Origin of the sequence: Sinorhizobium sp. 8-89, assembly GCF_030124325.1 — a bacterium.
GTDB lineage: Bacteria > Pseudomonadota > Alphaproteobacteria > Rhizobiales > Rhizobiaceae > Sinorhizobium.
This window is the reverse complement of the sequence record NZ_JASKLR010000024.1, coordinates 42,271-57,304: the sequence shown is the minus strand read 5'-3', so window position 1 is coordinate 57,304 and position 15,034 is coordinate 42,271. Positions and strand designations below refer to the sequence as shown.

The window sequence follows — 15,034 nt, the reverse complement described above, 5'->3', positions numbered from 1 at the left end:
GTTCGGTCGAGTTGGATTGGGTGGCGGCCGAGGCCCATTTCGGAAGAGTCGCGACGGCCACCGCCGCACCTCCTGCGAGGACGAAGTCACGCCTGGTGGCGCTCTGGTGCATTGCGATTGCGGTGCCGTTCATGTCCGTCTCCGTGGAAGCCTGTGTTGACGAAGAGGACGGTGCCCCACGGACTGCCGTAAAACGAGTTAAGGGTCGTAAATTGATGAAAATCAGAAATCTCGCCGCTGCGAAGGCAAGCAAAAAGGGGTCGGATTGATCCGACCCTTGGATGAAAACTAAGGTGTTCAGGCGGGCACAAACTCATAGGCATCGCCACGGCGCTCGGCATAGCCGACGCCAGGATAAGTCCAATGATATCCGAGCAGCTTCAGCCTTTCGGCGGCCGCACGATCCAAGAGCATCTGGCGGCTGGCAAGGGCGGCTTCCGCGTCGGTGTCGAAACCGAAGTGCCAGTCCGGTCTTGTGAAGAAGATCGCGTCGTTGGTGCAGGCGTCGCCCGTGATGAGGAGATTGTCCCTGCCCTTGATTTCGACCGAGACGTGGCCCGGTGTATGGCCGGGCGTGCTGACGATCGACATTCCAGGGACGATCTCATCGCCCGCCTTAATCCTCGTGATCCGATCCTCGACGGCGAACAAGTCGCGTTGAGCGCCCTTGGCGAAGCCGTGCAACGCCGTCGGCCTCTTTGCCTCGAATCGCTTGTCGGTCCAGAAATCCCACTCGGTCTGGCTCACATAGTACTGGGCGTTCGGATACAGAACCTTGCCGTCGGTCGTGGTCGTCGCGCCAGAGTGGTCCGGGTGCACATGGGTGAACACCACCTTGGTGATCGCCTCCGGCCCGACACCTAAAGTCCGGAGATTGTCCGCGAGCTTGCCAGCGGTCGGCTGGAAGTTGGTCCCAGAGCCGTTGTCGACGAGGATCAGGTCGTTGCCGTGTCGTATTAAGGGGATGTTCGTCTGCACCGGCGCGCCTTTCTCCCCGCCTCCGAGGCGCTTGAGGAAGTCGGCCCGCTCGTCAGCCTCGGCGTCCGGAAGCAGGACTTCCGGCGGAAGGGTGATAAAGCCGTCGCTCATCACAGTGATGTCGAACGCTCCATGCGCGAAGTTGTGGAACGAAGCGGCGAAGATGTCGCCCGGCAAGGCCATGGCGGCCGCGACGGCGGCCGAGCCGACGAGCAACTGCCTTCTGGTGGCGTCAACATTGGTGTCGAAGTTGGACATGCCTGATCTCCTCTTTGCATTCGTCGACCAGTTGATCACCGGTCGCGATGTCTGGAGGGTAGGTCGGGGTGCGGACGCGGGCGAGTTAAGTGTCGTAAATCGATGAAAAGTCGGGCCGCAGAGAGCGTCAGACCCGGCCGTCCTGGCGCATGTCGGCGACGACGTTGATCAAGGCGCGGGCGGCGCAGAGTGGAGAGTCGTCGTTGTCCCCGAGGATCAGCAGCCCGTTTCCCGCACCTTCCGGCGCGACCAGCAGGTGCTTGCCCGGGACCAGGGCCACGGGTTTGCCTACACCGAGGAATGCCCTGACGAGCGCCGTGACACCGTCGGCGGAGTCCGTCCAAATTCTTCCGGAGAGGCCGATACAGAAAGCGGCCGCGAAATCCTCGACGACGATCTGGTCAAGAGCAAGAGTGTCGGCGAGTTCATCGCGAGCGTCCCGGTCGCCCTTGAACCTCCTGACGGATTCATCAGACATGTCGGCGTACCGCATACCGTCCACGATCAACGGCGGGCCGCCCAGGGGTGTGGCCATGACGACCTCCGACCCGACGTTCTTGAACGCGTAATAAGTGGTCGCGATCCTCGCCAAATCCACTTCGGGGTTACCCGCCCCACCTTCGCCTTCGACGATCAATATCAGAAAGCGAATGGCGGCTTCTTCGTTCATGGTAGTCTCCTGCTATCCGCATAATCATCACGCGTGCGAGGACGTAGAACGAGTTTAGAGTTGTAAATCCGTGTAAATTTCGTCGGCCCCTCAGGCACCGGAAGCATCGCTCTTCGCGACAGCCATCATCTCGGCGTCGTTCGACGACAACGCCGCCAGGTCGCGATCGATCCTCCTTTTCCAGGCAGGGGCATCGCCGTGGCGTGCGGCATCGGCTCCAAGCGCCAGCTGTTCCATCGCGAGACGAACGGCTTGGCCCGGGTTTTCGGACAGGATGACTGCCGCCTTCACGCGGTAGAGTTCCGGCAGGCACCACCGTTCGCCGGAGGCACCACAATGCTCGATGGCGTCATCCATCAGCCTAAGCGCCTCGGAATGGCGCGAGAGCTCGGCCATGGCGCGTGCGGCGACCGATTGAAAGTGGGTCATGAACAAAGTGAAGCCGGCCGACGAAAGCGTTTCCATCCCGACTCTCAAGGTCCGGACGCATTCCTCCGCCCTGCCCTCGCGCAACATCAACTCGGCTTCGAAGCAGTCGGCGTAGCAGTGCCAGACGTCGAGCGAGAGTGCCTTGGTATGCTCCTTCAATTGGGCGATGTAGTCGGCCGCAAGATCGTCGCGTCCGGATAGAAGCGCTATCGGGCACGCGGCCTCGGCCAGGACATTGGAGAGGGATAGGGTATGGCCTATGTCGAGAGCATAGTCGACGGTCTCGCGCACCTCCCGCAACGCCTCAGCCTCCTCGCCGAGAACCCACAGGGCCCGCGCCAGGATGATGCGAGCGGTCACGCGCTGGTCGAACTGGAAGCGTATGGAATGTTGGGCGCCCCGCAGGCTGGAATATTCCCGCAGCATCTGCCGCAGTTCGTCACAGGATTCGGCATGACGGCCGAGCCAGTGCAGAGTAGCACCGCGCATACGCCTGCCTATGATCGTGTCGGTAGGATCGGTCGAGGACACCGCTAGTTCACCGAACCGCTCGGCGAACTCCATACCCAAGCCGGGTTGCGCGCGGTTGATGGCGTCGACCCACAAAGCCCAGATGGCGCGAAGCTGATGGTCGACATCGCCGATTTCCTCGGCGATCTTGAGCGCGGTGGACCAGGCTTGGATTCCGTATTCCGGCGCGTCTGTCGCCCGCATCTGCGGCCAACCGAGCGCGGCGTACAGTTTCATGCGGCTGCGCTCGTCCAGTCCCGGTCGCGATTCGAGGAAATTGATGGCTCTGGTGACCGCTACGAAGCATTCGTCCAAGAGAGACAGCCGGAACAGAAGGGGAAGCCCCGCCACCGTGAGCCTCACTCCAAGCAATTTATCGCCCTGCGCGCCAAATGACCAATCGAGCGCCGCGCGCAGGTTCGCTACGAGCGAGGCGTAGTCCTCCGACCAGTCGTCCACGGCGACGGCATAGAGTTCCTGCTCGGCGCGCCCGAGCCTCTCTTCGAGATACCCGGCGAGGCGGGACATCGTTCCGTTCGTGCCGTCGGACTCCACCAGTTTCTCGGCTGCATAGATACGTGTCGTATCCAAGAGTCGGTAACGCGTCCCGGCCGACTGCGTGTCCGCGCTCACCAGAGACTTCGACACCAGTGAAGCCAGATCGTCTTCCGGAAGGTCGCCCGACAGCACCTTCGCTGCGGCCTCGCCACTGAACCATCCCCGGAAGACGGAAAGCTCCTGCAGTGCCGTCCGCTCTATCCGCGACAGTGTGGTGTAGCTCCAGTCGAGAGTGGCCCGGAGGGTCTGGTGTCTGGGCAAGGCGGTGCGTCGGCCACGGGTCAGGAGTCGGAAGCAGTCCGAAAGCGAAGCCGCCAGGCCCTGCACGCTGATTGCCTCCAAGCGGCCGGCGGCCAGCTCGATAGCGAGCGCGATTCCGTCCAACTGCGAGCAGATTTCGACGACATAGGGGGCGTCCTCGTCGGTGAGTTCATAGTCTCCGAGGCAGGCGTCGGCCCGTTCGACGAACAGCTGCACCGCGGGCGACGCCAGGGCGTCACTTGCTCCGCCGATCTTCGTCGGCACCTCCAAAGGCGGCAACCGGTGAACCCGCTCGCCCTCCGCTCGAAGAGGCTCGCGGCTTGTGGCGAGGATGCGCGCGGCCGGACATACGGACATGATGGCCTCGACAGTGGGCGCGACGCCGTCGACGGCTTGCTCGCAACTGTCGAGCACCAGGATCAACTCGCGGCTGGCAAGATGGTCGGCGATGTCGCCGACGATGTCCTCGCTCCTGGCCAGGATGCCTAGCGCCGAAGCAATCGTGGTCGGGATCAAGCCTGCCTGGGTGACTTCCGACAGATCGATCCAGACGGCCTCGGGCATCCCCTCGCCCGCCATCACGGCGCGCGCGACCGTGGACTTGCCGATGCCGCCCGGCCCGACGATCGTCAGCAGCCGAGAACGGCGCAACTGCGTGGCGATTTGAACGATCGACTGCTCGCGGCCGAAGATACGAGGTGCGTATGAGCCGCTTGTCGAGCGGAAGAACGGCACCACCACGGCCGGAGCTTCGGCCTTGTCGACGGACAATTTTGCGATGAAGGTGTAGCCGCGTCCTGGAACGTTCGCGATGATTTTGGACTCACGTTGGGTATCATCCAGGGCCTTCCTCAACGCGGAAATATGGACGCGGAGGTTTGCCTCCTCGACGAAAGTGTCCGGCCAGACGTGCTTGATGATCTCCGCGTTCGTCTTGATCGCACCGGGATGCTGGGCGAGGAAGACGAGGATTTCGGCCGCACGGCTGCCGAGCGACACGGTCTGCCCGTCACGCAGTAGCATGCGCCGGCTCGGCACGATCGTGAACGGTCCGAAATGTATGTCGCTCAACGCTTGTCTCGCGAATGGATTATGAAAAATGCTGTAGTCGGAATAATGGCACTGCTCTATCGGCCGCATGTTTGCAAGCAACCATCGTGACTTGCAATGGCAACAATGAAGATTGGACGAAAGTCCCGTGAGTTTTTGGTCCGCCGCGACGCTCTTTTTCTATGGTTGCTTCGCGCCAACGGCAGTCATGCCATAGCGAATCGACGCAAATAATGTTCCCGCATCCTGATCGACCGCCTTGAACGGATCCGGACTTGCGACCCCGCCATTACGTCAATCGGAAATCCCGCGTCTTCATTCTGATCTCGCCGATGTGGAGATAGGGATCGACGATATTGTGACGCATCGCCATCGGCGGGACGCCATTGATGATCGAGGCACGCGCGCGCCACCAACAATGAGCATACCAGGCGCAGGCGCTTGAAGCGCCGAAGCCCGTTCGCGCGCAGCTTGACCGGTTAACAGGGTAGCCGCAGGAGGTTCAGCATCAGCGCCGGCCGAAAGGCCGGGAACCTGGGCCGACTGCGGGCGATGCGGCTCACCGGGGTCACGCCGTTGCTTCACCTCGCCTGGAGTTAACGGACATCTTCCGGCAAGGCGAGAGCTACATGCGTCAAATTCGGCAAAAGCGGAATGTGACCAAACCGTGTCACGAGCAGAATCTCCTCCTCCGCGGAAACGATGTAAAATCATCGACATACGGCGGAAAGCAGCAAACGGACGCATCAGGCTTCTTTGCTGGTGCCTCACCTGTGTTTGGTTTTGCTTCAAACTAAATTTGCCCCATCAGAAAGCCGGGGAAAATTTCTTCAGACGAGGCCTTGACCTTCCAACGATGGGAAGCTCCATCTTCATGCCATAGCGAAACAAAGGAGACAAGCATGCAACGCTACAAGATCGACGACATGAGCTGCGGCCACTGTGTCAGCACGGTCGAAAAGGCGATCCGGGGAATTGATCCGGCCGCCAAGGTCAACGTGGATCTCGGCACGAAGGAAGTAAGCGTCGAAACGACCGCGGACAGCGGCATGATCGCGCAGGCGTTGAAGACGGCCGGTTACGACAGTCTGCGGCTGTAAAGCTGGATACGGTCGCCACAGCGCCCGGCACAGCCCGAGCGCTGCCCCTCTATTCTTCCCATGAAGAATCGGAGCTTGAACATGCAACAGCACCGACACGCCCATCATCACGGCCACGGCGGTCATTCCGCTAACGTGTCCGCCGCAGCGACATCGCTGAACCGATTGGCTTTTTCCGCCACCGTGCACTGTCTGACCGGCTGTGCCATCGGTGAGGCTTTGGGCATGGTGATCGGCACCGCGCTTGGATGGGGCAATATGAAGACGATCGTGTTGGCCGTCCTGCTGGCGTTCATCTTCGGCTATGGGCTGACGATGTTCCCGCTGCTGCGGGCTGGCATGCCATTCGCCGCCGTGCTCAAACTGGCGCTCGCTTCGGACACGGCGTCGATCGCAATTATGGAACTTGTCGACAACGCAATGATGCTGGCGATCCCGGGCGCAATGGACGCTGGTCTCTCATCGCCACACTTCTGGATCAGCCTCGCCGTATCGCTCGTTATCGCCGGCGGCGCCGCCTTTCCTGTCAACCGCTGGCTGATCGCCCGCGGCAGGGGGCACGCCGTCATCCACGCCCACCACAAACATTGAACTCACGATGCATTTTCGAAAGGCGGAAAAAGCGAGCGAACGGGCAAGGCAAGCTTGACCTTACGCCAGAAGCCTCATCCTGGAGCATCCCGCTTTCAGGCGGAATCACTGAAAGCGGCATGCTCTAGAACCAAAGTGCCACAGCGTCCTTTGTGCGTTCATTTGAACGCACGGCGCTCTGGTTCGCAATCGAATTGCAAGGAGCACGACATGGGATCGGTGACGATGATCCAAACAAGAAATGCCGAACCGATTGCCGGGTCTGCGAGAACCGCCAGCATTCCGGTGGAAGGCATCACCTGTGCCTCCTGCGTCGCGAGGGTGGAAAAAGCCATTCGCGCGGTTCCGGGCGTCATCTCGGCTTCGGTCAATCTGGCGACGGAGCGGGCCGATGTGCGCTTCGATGCAACGGCGAAACCCTCCGAAATCGTCGAGGCTATCGAGAATACGGGTTATGGCACGTCAGAAGAGCTCCTCGAACTCGGCATTGAAGGCATGACATGCGCATCCTGCGTTGCGCGCATCGAGAAAGCGCTGAAGGCCGTGCCGGGAACCATTGAGGCGAGTGTCAATCTTGCCACCGAGCGGGCTACCGTTCGCGTGATCAAAGGGCTCGCATCCGTTGACGTGCTCATCGAGGCTGTGCGTGGCGCCGGCTACGATGCGAGGCGCATGGCAGGCGGGCATGATGTCGACCAGGAAGCGGAGAGACGCGAGCAGGAGAGCCTTCGCCTGAGGCTCGCTCTCGTGATCGCCGCGCTGCTGACGCTGCCTGTCTTCGTGCTCGAAATGGGATCACATTTCATTCCGGCGATCCATGATTTCGTCATGACCCGCATCGGCATGCAGGAGAGCTGGTACCTGCAGTTCGTTCTCGCGTCCCTCGTCCTTTTCGGCCCCGGCTTTCGTTTCTTTGAGAAGGGCATTCCCGCGCTACTGAGAGCCGCACCGGACATGAATTCGCTGGTCGCGATCGGCACGCTTGCGGCTTGGGGCTATTCCGTCGTTGCGACCTTTGCATCCGACCTGCTCCCGGCGGAGACCACCAACGTCTATTATGAGGCAGCGGCAGTGATCGTCACGCTGATCCTGCTCGGCCGCTTTCTCGAAGCGCGCGCCAAGGGCCGCACCTCGGAGGCGATCAAGCACCTCATGGGCCTCCAGCCCAGGACCGCCCGTGTCATCCGCAATGGCGAAACGGTGGAGATTGCGATCGCCGACGTGCACGCGGGTGATATCCTTGTCATCCGCCCCGGCGAGAAGGTCGCCGTCGACGGCGTGGTCGTCGAGGGCAACTCCTACGTCGACGAATCGATGATCACCGGTGAGCCGGTCCCCGTTCAGAAGACGGAGGGGGCCGAGGTCGTCGGCGGCACGATCAACAAGACCGGCTCCTTCAGCCTCCGCGCCACCAAAGTCGGAACGGACACGGTGCTCGCGCAGATCATCCGCATGGTCGAGCAGGCCCAGGGCGCGAAGCTGCCGATCCAGTCGCTCGTCGACCGCGTGACCGCCTGGTTCGTACCTGCCGTCATGGCAATCGCTTTCGCAACGTTCCTCGTCTGGCTCGTCTTCGGCCCGGATCCCGCTTTGACGTTCGCGCTCGTCAATGGCGTCGCCGTGCTGATCATCGCCTGCCCCTGCGCGATGGGGCTCGCCACCCCCACTTCCATCATGGTCGGGACCGGCCGCGCGGCCGAATTGGGCGTGCTCTTCCGCAAGGGCGAGGCACTGCAGACGCTGCGCGATGCCGAAATCATCGCGATCGACAAGACCGGAACGCTGACCCGGGGGCGGCCCGAACTGACCGACCTCGAGACCGCAACGGGCTTTGAGCGCGATGCCGTTCTGGCCTTGGTCGCCGCGGTCGAGAAACGGTCCGAGCATCCGATCGCGGAAGCCATCGTCTCCGCGGCAAAGGAAGCCGGTCTCGCGGTCGGCGAAACGGAGCAATTCGAGGCGATCCCCGGCTTCGGAACCCGCGCCAAGGTCGCTGGACGAACCGTTCATATCGGCGCAGACAGGCTGATGGCGCGCGAGGGTATCGACGTCACCGTCTTCGCCGATCACGCCCGCCGCCTCGGTGATGAAGGCAAGAGCCCGCTTTACGCGGCGGTCGACGGCAAGCTCGCGGCAATCATCGCCGTCGCCGATCCGATCAAGGAGACGACGCCGCAGGCGATCCGCATGCTGCATCAGCTCGGCCTGAAAGTTGCGATGATCACGGGCGACAACCGCCGCACGGCAGAGGCAATCGCCCGCAAGCTCGGGATCGATGAGGTCGTCGCCGAGGTTCTGCCCGAGGGAAAGGTCGCCGCACTGAAGCGGCTGAAAACGACCGGACAAAATGTGGCCTTTGTCGGCGACGGCATCAACGATGCCCCGGCGCTCGCCGCGGTCGATGTCGGGCTGGCGATCGGCACGGGAACGGATGTCGCTATCGAAAGCGCCGACGTCGTGCTGATGTCCGGCGATCTCCTCGGCGTGCCGAATGCCATCGCGCTTTCGAGGGCCACGCTCCGCAACATCAAGGAGAACCTGTTCTGGGCCTTCGCCTATAATGCCTTGCTGATCCCGGTCGCCGCCGGGGCGCTCTACCCGGCCTACGGCGTGTTGCTTTCGCCCGTATTCGCGGCCGGCGCCATGGCGCTCTCCAGTGTCTTCGTGGTCGGCAATGCGCTGCGCCTGAAGCGCTTCAGGAGCATCTCGCGTGAGAGCGCCGCAGTCCGATAGCGCTTGGCGCCGTTGGCGCCTCCCGGGCGAAAGTCCTATATCAGCGGCATATGCTTGCATCGATCATTGAAACAGTCAGCGAATGATCTAACTCTTTGAAATTAACGCAATTCCGGACGGAAGACTGTTGCACGCTTTTCCTGGAATTGCCCTGAAAGGTGATGTCATGAATATCGGCGATGTCGCGCGCGCCTCCGGCGTCTCGACGAAAATGATCCGCTACTACGAGACGATCGGCCTCATTCCGCCCGCCCACCGCAGCGAATCCGGTTACCGCAACTATGGCGACAACGACGTCCATACGCTGCGCTTCATCCGCCGCGCGCGTGATCTCGGCTTCACGGTCGAGCAGATGGCGGATCTGCTTGCACTCTGGCGCGACCGCTCCCGTGCAAGCAGCGAGGTCAAGAAGATCGCGCTCGATCAAGTGGAAATCCTGGAGCGCAAGGCGGAAGAACTGAAGGCGATGAGCCGGACGCTCAAGCACCTCGCCGCCCATTGCCACGGCGACGAGCGGCCGGATTGCCCGATTCTCGATGACCTTGCCGAAGCGGAAGCGAACTCCGACAAGGCACAGGAACCAGCCCGTTTCGGCCGCAGCGGTATCGATCCGTTGCGGGTCAAGGCACGATGAAGACTGGCGGGTTCGCCGTCGAAGTCACAATTTGAACGACGCGGCGGCGGCCAAGAGCCGCTTCGCCGTACCGGCTGAAATGGAGGCCGGCGCGGTCCCGACTGTGTCCTTCGAACGCGCCCCGGCGCCTGCGGTCATTTCGCGACGAAGAGCAGATCGAAGCCCTTGAATTCGCGCCGCGCCACCGATTTGCGGATCGCCGCCCAGATGGCGGACGGGTTTTCGAGCCTGAACCCGCGAAAGCTCCGGACCAGGCGCACCGTGGCCGCGATCGTTCGCAGCACGCGGATGAACCGCGGACCGGATAGGGAGGCGGCGAGGATCTGCGGATGCACCGCGATTAGCACGCCCGCCGTTCTCTTGCGGTCGATCGCCCGGAACTGATCGAGCGCCTTGTACTCGTAGCCTTCGATGTCGATCTTGAAGCAGAGCCGTTCCGTTCTTGCCATTGTCTGAAGGTCGGCAACGGTGACGGTCTGCGCCGTCACAGCCATGCCCGTGTCGTCGGCAATCAGCGCCGAAGTTTCGGAACTGCCGAAGCCGCCGCCGACCGAGTGCAGCACCAGGCATTCGTCCTCGGATAGCGCCGCATTGATGAGCTTCACCTCGCCCGCATTTTCGCGTTGCATCTGCGTGAGTATGTCGAAGCACACCGGATCGGGCTCGACCGTGATGACATTGTCCGCGATCTGCGCTGTCCAGTAGGGCGTTACGCCGATCCAGCCGCCGATGTCGATGAACGTCGTCGTCCCGTCGACGAGGCGCTCTATATTGCGGAACGTACCGGGCTCCCATTGCCCGCCTTGCAGCCGAGCAAAGAAGCGCGCCTTCTCCGGCTTTTCGGGAAAATAAACGGTCTTCTGAAAATAAGTAATCGCGCGCATCGCGCCTCTTTAATGCATTTCGGGGGGAGGTGTGAAGCGGTTCCCCAGGGAAATGCGAGGAAACAAGGAGTTAGGGCAATGCGGCGCCGCTGCCCATTGGCAAAACGTCAAGGCGGCCGAATGGTGCTTACGCCTCTGCCCTCTGAGCGCGGCTGCGCGCTTCGGTGAGTTCGGAGGTGGTCTGGCTGAGGCGGTCGGCGAGCACCCGCATGATTTCCACCGCCATCTCCGGGAAGTCCGCCAGCAATTTCAGGAAATCGTCCTTGCGAATGCGCAACGCTTCGAGCGCCGTACTTGTCTTGACGGTAGCGGTGCGCGGTGTGTTGCAGAGGATGGCGATCTCGCCGACGATCGAATTCTGTTCCACCTCGGCGACCTTCAATTGTCCAGTTGGCGTCGTAACCAAAACGTCGGCTTTGCCGGAGAGGATCACATAGGCCGCGTCGCCGATATCGCCCTGATGAAACAGATTTTCTCCCGCGCTGTACATTACCCTGTCGGAGGTGAATGCCAGAAGCTTGAGCTTGGCGGGTGGCAAGCCGGAAAACAGCGTGATCCGGCGCAGCATTTCCACTTCATCTTTTAGGAGCATAACAGTCCGTTTCTCCGAGTGTGTCGCGGGCATAAGCACCCTTTCCCCCGGCGAGCGGGAAAATATGCTTGCGCCTTGACACTAATACTACATCAAGATGCCAGTTCCTTATAGTCGGTGTCTTTCACACTTGTTTCCACAGCTTCGTCGCTCACGAGCCGCCCGTTTTCGAAGTTCGCCTCGCGATCGAACAACTCGGAAAGAGCCGGATTGGCGAGAACCCAGACGATCGCCGGTTTGCGTTCGTCCTGGCGCAGGAAGGCAAAGACGTTGCGGGTGATCTGCTCCTGTGCTCGCTGGTCGAGGGCGAGCAGCGGTTGATTGAAGATGTAGAAGTCCGATATGCGGATCAATGCGCGCGCAAGATTGAGCTTCTGCCGCTGGCCCGCGGTCAGCCGCTTGCCGCCCGCGCCGACGTTGAAGTCCAGTCCGAAGGCAAGCACATCGTTGTAGAGCCCGAGCGACTCGAAGAGATCGCGCACGATTGCGCGAATTCTCTCGGAACCGTCGGTGTGCTTGTGGCCGATGCGGCCGAAGAGCACGTTATCGATGATGCTGGCCGAGGCTATGTAACGGTTCGGCTGGTAGTGCTCGATGATGCCGACGAGATCCTCGGGCAAACCTTCGCTGAACTCTCGCCGCGCCTCGACGATCTTCGTCATCAATTCTTCCGACAACAGACCGAAGCGGTGGCGTGGCTCGATATAGCCGAAGCACAGCCGGATGACCTTGATGGCGTCATCTTCGGAAACCTCGTCGAGCGCTCGTCCCCTCACCTTCTGGAGCAGCGCTTCATAGACCGGAATCTCTTCTGCCGCCATGAAAGTGAGTTGCTGGAAGAATGGGTGGTCCGGCGGCAGGTCGCGGAACAGTTCGACGACGTTGCCGGCAATTTCCAGGCCCATCTCGTAGAAGATCTCGTGCAGCCCGGCTCTTCTCAAGACCGTCTTGAAGAAGGGGTGGTCTTCGAGCGCCCTTTCCCAGCGCGCATGATCGGTCACCGTCCCGAAGAGCAGGTTTTCGCCGACCGTCGCTTCGATATTGTAGGAGCCCGGTTCGAAGAACACGACGAGATCGCTGAGCTTCTCGGCTTCGAGACGTCTGCGAAGGGCTCCACGCATCTCCACGATTTCAGCGGCAAAAGCCTCGTGTTCCTCAGGATTGATGGTCGCGCGGCCCGCGAGCGCCATGATGTCGTTCGTGAGAAGCACGGTATCGAGCACGGCTCTGACCTTCGCGAAGAGATCATCCGGGCTGGTCGCACCCGCGGCCCCATAATCGATCCAGTCGCTGTTGAGATCGAGCGAGGGATTGCCGGCAAGTTTTGCTTCGAGCACCTCCCACCGACGATGGGCAGCCTTGTCGCCCTCGTAAGTCACCTCCTGCAGAGGCGCGTGCTTGAGGCCGTAAAGCAGATTGTCGCCGAGGCTGCCCTGGAAGGTGTAGACCTCCGACGAGGCGTAGGAGATTCGCCGTCCGACGACCGATTCCGGCATGTCGTGGATATCATCGTCGCCGACGACGATCCTGCCGCTTTCGGGCCATGTCAGGCGTCCGAAGGCCTCGGCAAGCGCCTCTCCCCCGCCGGTCGAGCCGCCCGTGATCGCGACAGCTTCGCCGGGGCGCACCTGGAGCGACACATGTTCCACGAGCTTCGAACCGCCGTCATCGGCCACGGAAAGATTGACGGCCGCAAGCGCGCCCGTGATCGGCGCCGCAGCGGTGACCGAGATCGCCTGGACACCGGGATCGATCAACGGCTGGACACTGAACTGCTCGACGACCTGGGCGTACTTGACCTGCACGTCCTGACGCGCCTGATCCCAGTCAATGAGTTCTTTCAGCGGGCCAGGCAGGTCCTTGTAGGCGCCGATCACCGCAACGAGCTGGCCGATGTCGAGCCGGCCTTGCAGGGCGAAATAGCCGCCGATCGAGTAGAACAGGAACGGAGTGACCTGAGCCAGGAAGTTGTTCAGGAACTTGACCAGGAATTTCCACTGATAGAGATCATAGCGGATCTTGAATATCCGGCCGAGGCGGGCGGCGATGTCGGCTCTTTCATAGTTGGACGTATCATGCCCGCGAATGGTACCGATGCCGTCCACGATCTCGCTGACCCGGCCCGACAATTCGCGCGCCGTCAGTTGGCGTTCGCGCCCGAGGACGATCAGCCGCCGGCGCATGCGTGGGATGATCACCGCCTGTATCGCGACGATAAAGGCGGCGATGAGACCGAGCCACAAGCTCTGGAGCAGGATGAAGATCAGCGCCGTCAAGGCCTGCCCGCCAAGCAGCGCCGGCTGTACGAAGGCATCGCCGGTGAATCCGCCAAGGGGCTCGACCTCATCCTTGATCATGGTCGAGATTTCGGCGGGCTTCACGCGCTTGAAGTGACCCGGTGGGAAGCGAAGCACGCGGTCGACAAGCTCGAAACGGATGCGCCGCAGGAGGCGCTCGCCGAGGCGGCCCTTATAGGTATTGATGTAGAACTTGAAGAGTCCATTGATGATGACGAGCAGCAGGAAGACAAGGCTGAGGGCAAGCAGCATTCCCTCCCGCTCAAGCTGAATGCCCGAAAACAGATTGACCTCGCCAAAAAAGGGCAGATCGAAGGAAATCGGCAGGAACGCCTGGGTTGCCTCGGGGCTTTCGAAACCCGCGCCCTGAATCGGTCCGTTGACGATCTGCTTGGGGAGATCAAAGGACAGGAAATAGGGTACCATCGACAGCGCAACGACCAGCAGTATCCAAAGCTGCTGCTTGCGTGTGTGGGTCCAGATGTAGCGGGAAAGACGTGTTTCCATGTGCCGGCAATGTGACCTAACTTAAATACGGATCGCCGAACCGATTGGGCCGGCGGGTTCCTGTCGCAGATGGTTCCAGTCCACCAGATCGTCAATGGACTCGCGCATGGTCCACGAAATCGTGACTGCCCGGCATGAGAACAGAGCCCTGCCCCATGTCAAGCGGACACGAACCGCGAATAAGATCCGTCGAACAGATCGCCCCTTCAGCAAAGCCTGACGGTCCCTTGCATATGTCGCGAGCATCTTCGGCCTGCGGCGTCCTCGCGCATGGCTTGCACTCGCCTACCCGTCAGCTTACAACAGGCTCATGATGCATGCCACCCATTCTCCCCCCGAAGATTGGCACGAGAACGCCTATGATCTCGTACGCGGGATCGCCGTTTATTCCGGCAGCGCCGTCGTGGCGGGCATCGGCAAGGTGATAGCCAAGCACCGGGACGCGGACATCGCGAACGCGTTCAACTACAAACAGGTCGGCTGCAAAATCTGGGCGCGTGACAAGCTGCTCGAAAGCTGTGGCCCAGCCTTCGGTCGAATCGCCGTGCTGGGCGGGTGGTATGGCATTTTGCCGGCAATGCTCTTCGAAGACGCGCGTTTCAACATCGGCGCGATCGACAGCTACGACATCGATCCTGCGGTGGAGGAGGTCGCACGCACGCTGAATTCTGCGCATGGCGACCGATTCCGGGCAATAACGGCGGACATGTATGCTCTCGACTACCGAACCATCGGGGCCGACTTGATCGTCAATACGAGCTGCGAGCACATTGCCGATCTCGGACTCTGGCTCGAGCTTCTTCCACGGGCGACCCGCGTACTGCTGCAGTCAAACGACTATTTCAGCGAACCGGCCCACATAAGCTGTGTCTCGTCGCTTGAGGAGTTTCAGGCACGAGCCGGCCTGGCGAAAGTTGACTTCGCAGGCACGTTGCCGATGAAAAAATACAACCGCTTCATGCTGATCGGGACGGTCTGACCT

Annotated in this window: 11 protein-coding genes; 5 read left to right on the top strand and 6 right to left on the bottom strand. The window is 61.3% G+C overall.

Going from position 1 to position 15,034, the window contains the following annotated elements:
- Positions 1-297: 297 nt before the first annotated feature.
- The 3 genes from QN219_RS27725 to QN219_RS27715 form a co-directional block, all read right to left on the bottom strand.
- Complete coding sequence (locus tag QN219_RS27725) at positions 298-1,236, bottom strand: MBL fold metallo-hydrolase (RefSeq protein WP_284003456.1); 939 nt, start codon at positions 1,234-1,236, stop codon at positions 298-300.
- 127 nt (positions 1,237-1,363) lie between these two features.
- On the bottom strand, positions 1,364-1,906 hold the full coding sequence (locus tag QN219_RS27720; RefSeq protein WP_284003454.1) for a transporter: 543 nt from the start codon (positions 1,904-1,906) through the stop codon (positions 1,364-1,366).
- Positions 1,907-1,996: 90 nt separating this feature from the next.
- On the bottom strand, positions 1,997-4,687 hold the full coding sequence (locus QN219_RS27715) for a winged helix-turn-helix domain-containing protein (RefSeq protein ID WP_284003492.1): 2,691 nt from the start codon (positions 4,685-4,687) through the stop codon (positions 1,997-1,999).
- A 929-nt stretch (positions 4,688-5,616) separates the two neighbouring features.
- On the opposite strand from QN219_RS27715, the gene QN219_RS27710 reads away from it, so the two are divergent.
- From QN219_RS27710 to cueR, 4 genes are all read left to right on the top strand, one after another.
- Positions 5,617-5,814 carry a heavy-metal-associated domain-containing protein gene (locus tag QN219_RS27710; protein WP_284003452.1) on the top strand — a complete coding sequence of 66 codons (198 nt, stop codon included), beginning with the start codon at positions 5,617-5,619 and terminating at the stop codon, positions 5,812-5,814.
- Between the two features lie 81 nt (positions 5,815-5,895).
- Complete coding sequence (locus QN219_RS27705) at positions 5,896-6,405, top strand: DUF4396 domain-containing protein (RefSeq protein WP_284003450.1); 510 nt, start codon at positions 5,896-5,898, stop codon at positions 6,403-6,405.
- 225 nt (positions 6,406-6,630) lie between these two features.
- Complete coding sequence (locus tag QN219_RS27700) at positions 6,631-9,138, top strand: heavy metal translocating P-type ATPase (RefSeq protein ID WP_284003448.1); 2,508 nt, start codon at positions 6,631-6,633, stop codon at positions 9,136-9,138.
- Between the two features lie 166 nt (positions 9,139-9,304).
- Positions 9,305-9,772 carry a Cu(I)-responsive transcriptional regulator gene (gene cueR / locus QN219_RS27695; protein WP_284003446.1) on the top strand — a complete coding sequence of 156 codons (468 nt, stop codon included), beginning with the start codon at positions 9,305-9,307 and terminating at the stop codon, positions 9,770-9,772.
- Positions 9,773-9,906: 134 nt separating this feature from the next.
- Here cueR and QN219_RS27690 read toward each other — a convergent pair whose 3' ends face one another.
- From QN219_RS27690 to QN219_RS27680, 3 genes are all read right to left on the bottom strand, one after another.
- Positions 9,907-10,656, bottom strand: a complete 750-nt coding sequence (locus QN219_RS27690; protein WP_284003444.1) for an FkbM family methyltransferase — start codon at positions 10,654-10,656, stop codon at positions 9,907-9,909.
- A gap of 127 nt (positions 10,657-10,783) precedes the next feature.
- Positions 10,784-11,248, bottom strand: coding sequence for a Crp/Fnr family transcriptional regulator (locus tag QN219_RS27685; RefSeq protein WP_284003443.1), 465 nt, complete (start codon positions 11,246-11,248; stop codon positions 10,784-10,786).
- Positions 11,249-11,340: 92 nt separating this feature from the next.
- Positions 11,341-14,052, bottom strand: coding sequence for an ABC transporter transmembrane domain-containing protein (locus QN219_RS27680; protein WP_284003441.1), 2,712 nt, complete (start codon positions 14,050-14,052; stop codon positions 11,341-11,343).
- Between the two features lie 310 nt (positions 14,053-14,362).
- Here QN219_RS27680 and QN219_RS27675 point away from each other — a divergent pair, with 310 nt between their 5' ends.
- Positions 14,363-15,031: a class I SAM-dependent methyltransferase gene (locus QN219_RS27675; protein ID WP_284003439.1), complete on the top strand. Its 669-nt coding sequence runs from the start codon at positions 14,363-14,365 to the stop codon at positions 15,029-15,031.
- The last annotated feature ends 3 nt before the right edge of the window (positions 15,032-15,034 follow it).

Bases quoted from the DNA above. Each gene is read 5' to 3' on its own strand.
- QN219_RS27725 (WP_284003456.1), bottom strand. From the start codon at position 1,236: ATGTCCAACTTCGACACCAATGTTGACGCCACCAGAAGGCAGTTGCTC.
- QN219_RS27685 (WP_284003443.1), bottom strand. From the start codon at position 11,248: ATGCTCCTAAAAGATGAAGTGGAAATGCTGCGCCGGATCACGCTGTTT.
- QN219_RS27720 (WP_284003454.1), bottom strand. From the start codon at position 1,906: ATGAACGAAGAAGCCGCCATTCGCTTTCTGATATTGATCGTCGAAGGC.
- cueR (WP_284003446.1), top strand. From the start codon at position 9,305: ATGAATATCGGCGATGTCGCGCGCGCCTCCGGCGTCTCGACGAAAATG.
- QN219_RS27690 (WP_284003444.1), bottom strand. From the start codon at position 10,656: ATGCGCGCGATTACTTATTTTCAGAAGACCGTTTATTTTCCCGAAAAG.
- QN219_RS27675 (WP_284003439.1), top strand. From the start codon at position 14,363: ATGATGCATGCCACCCATTCTCCCCCCGAAGATTGGCACGAGAACGCC.
- QN219_RS27680 (WP_284003441.1), bottom strand. From the start codon at position 14,052: ATGGAAACACGTCTTTCCCGCTACATCTGGACCCACACACGCAAGCAG.
- QN219_RS27715 (WP_284003492.1), bottom strand. From the start codon at position 4,687: ATGCTACTGCGTGACGGGCAGACCGTGTCGCTCGGCAGCCGTGCGGCC.
- QN219_RS27700 (WP_284003448.1), top strand. From the start codon at position 6,631: ATGATCCAAACAAGAAATGCCGAACCGATTGCCGGGTCTGCGAGAACC.
- QN219_RS27705 (WP_284003450.1), top strand. From the start codon at position 5,896: ATGCAACAGCACCGACACGCCCATCATCACGGCCACGGCGGTCATTCC.
- QN219_RS27710 (WP_284003452.1), top strand. From the start codon at position 5,617: ATGCAACGCTACAAGATCGACGACATGAGCTGCGGCCACTGTGTCAGC.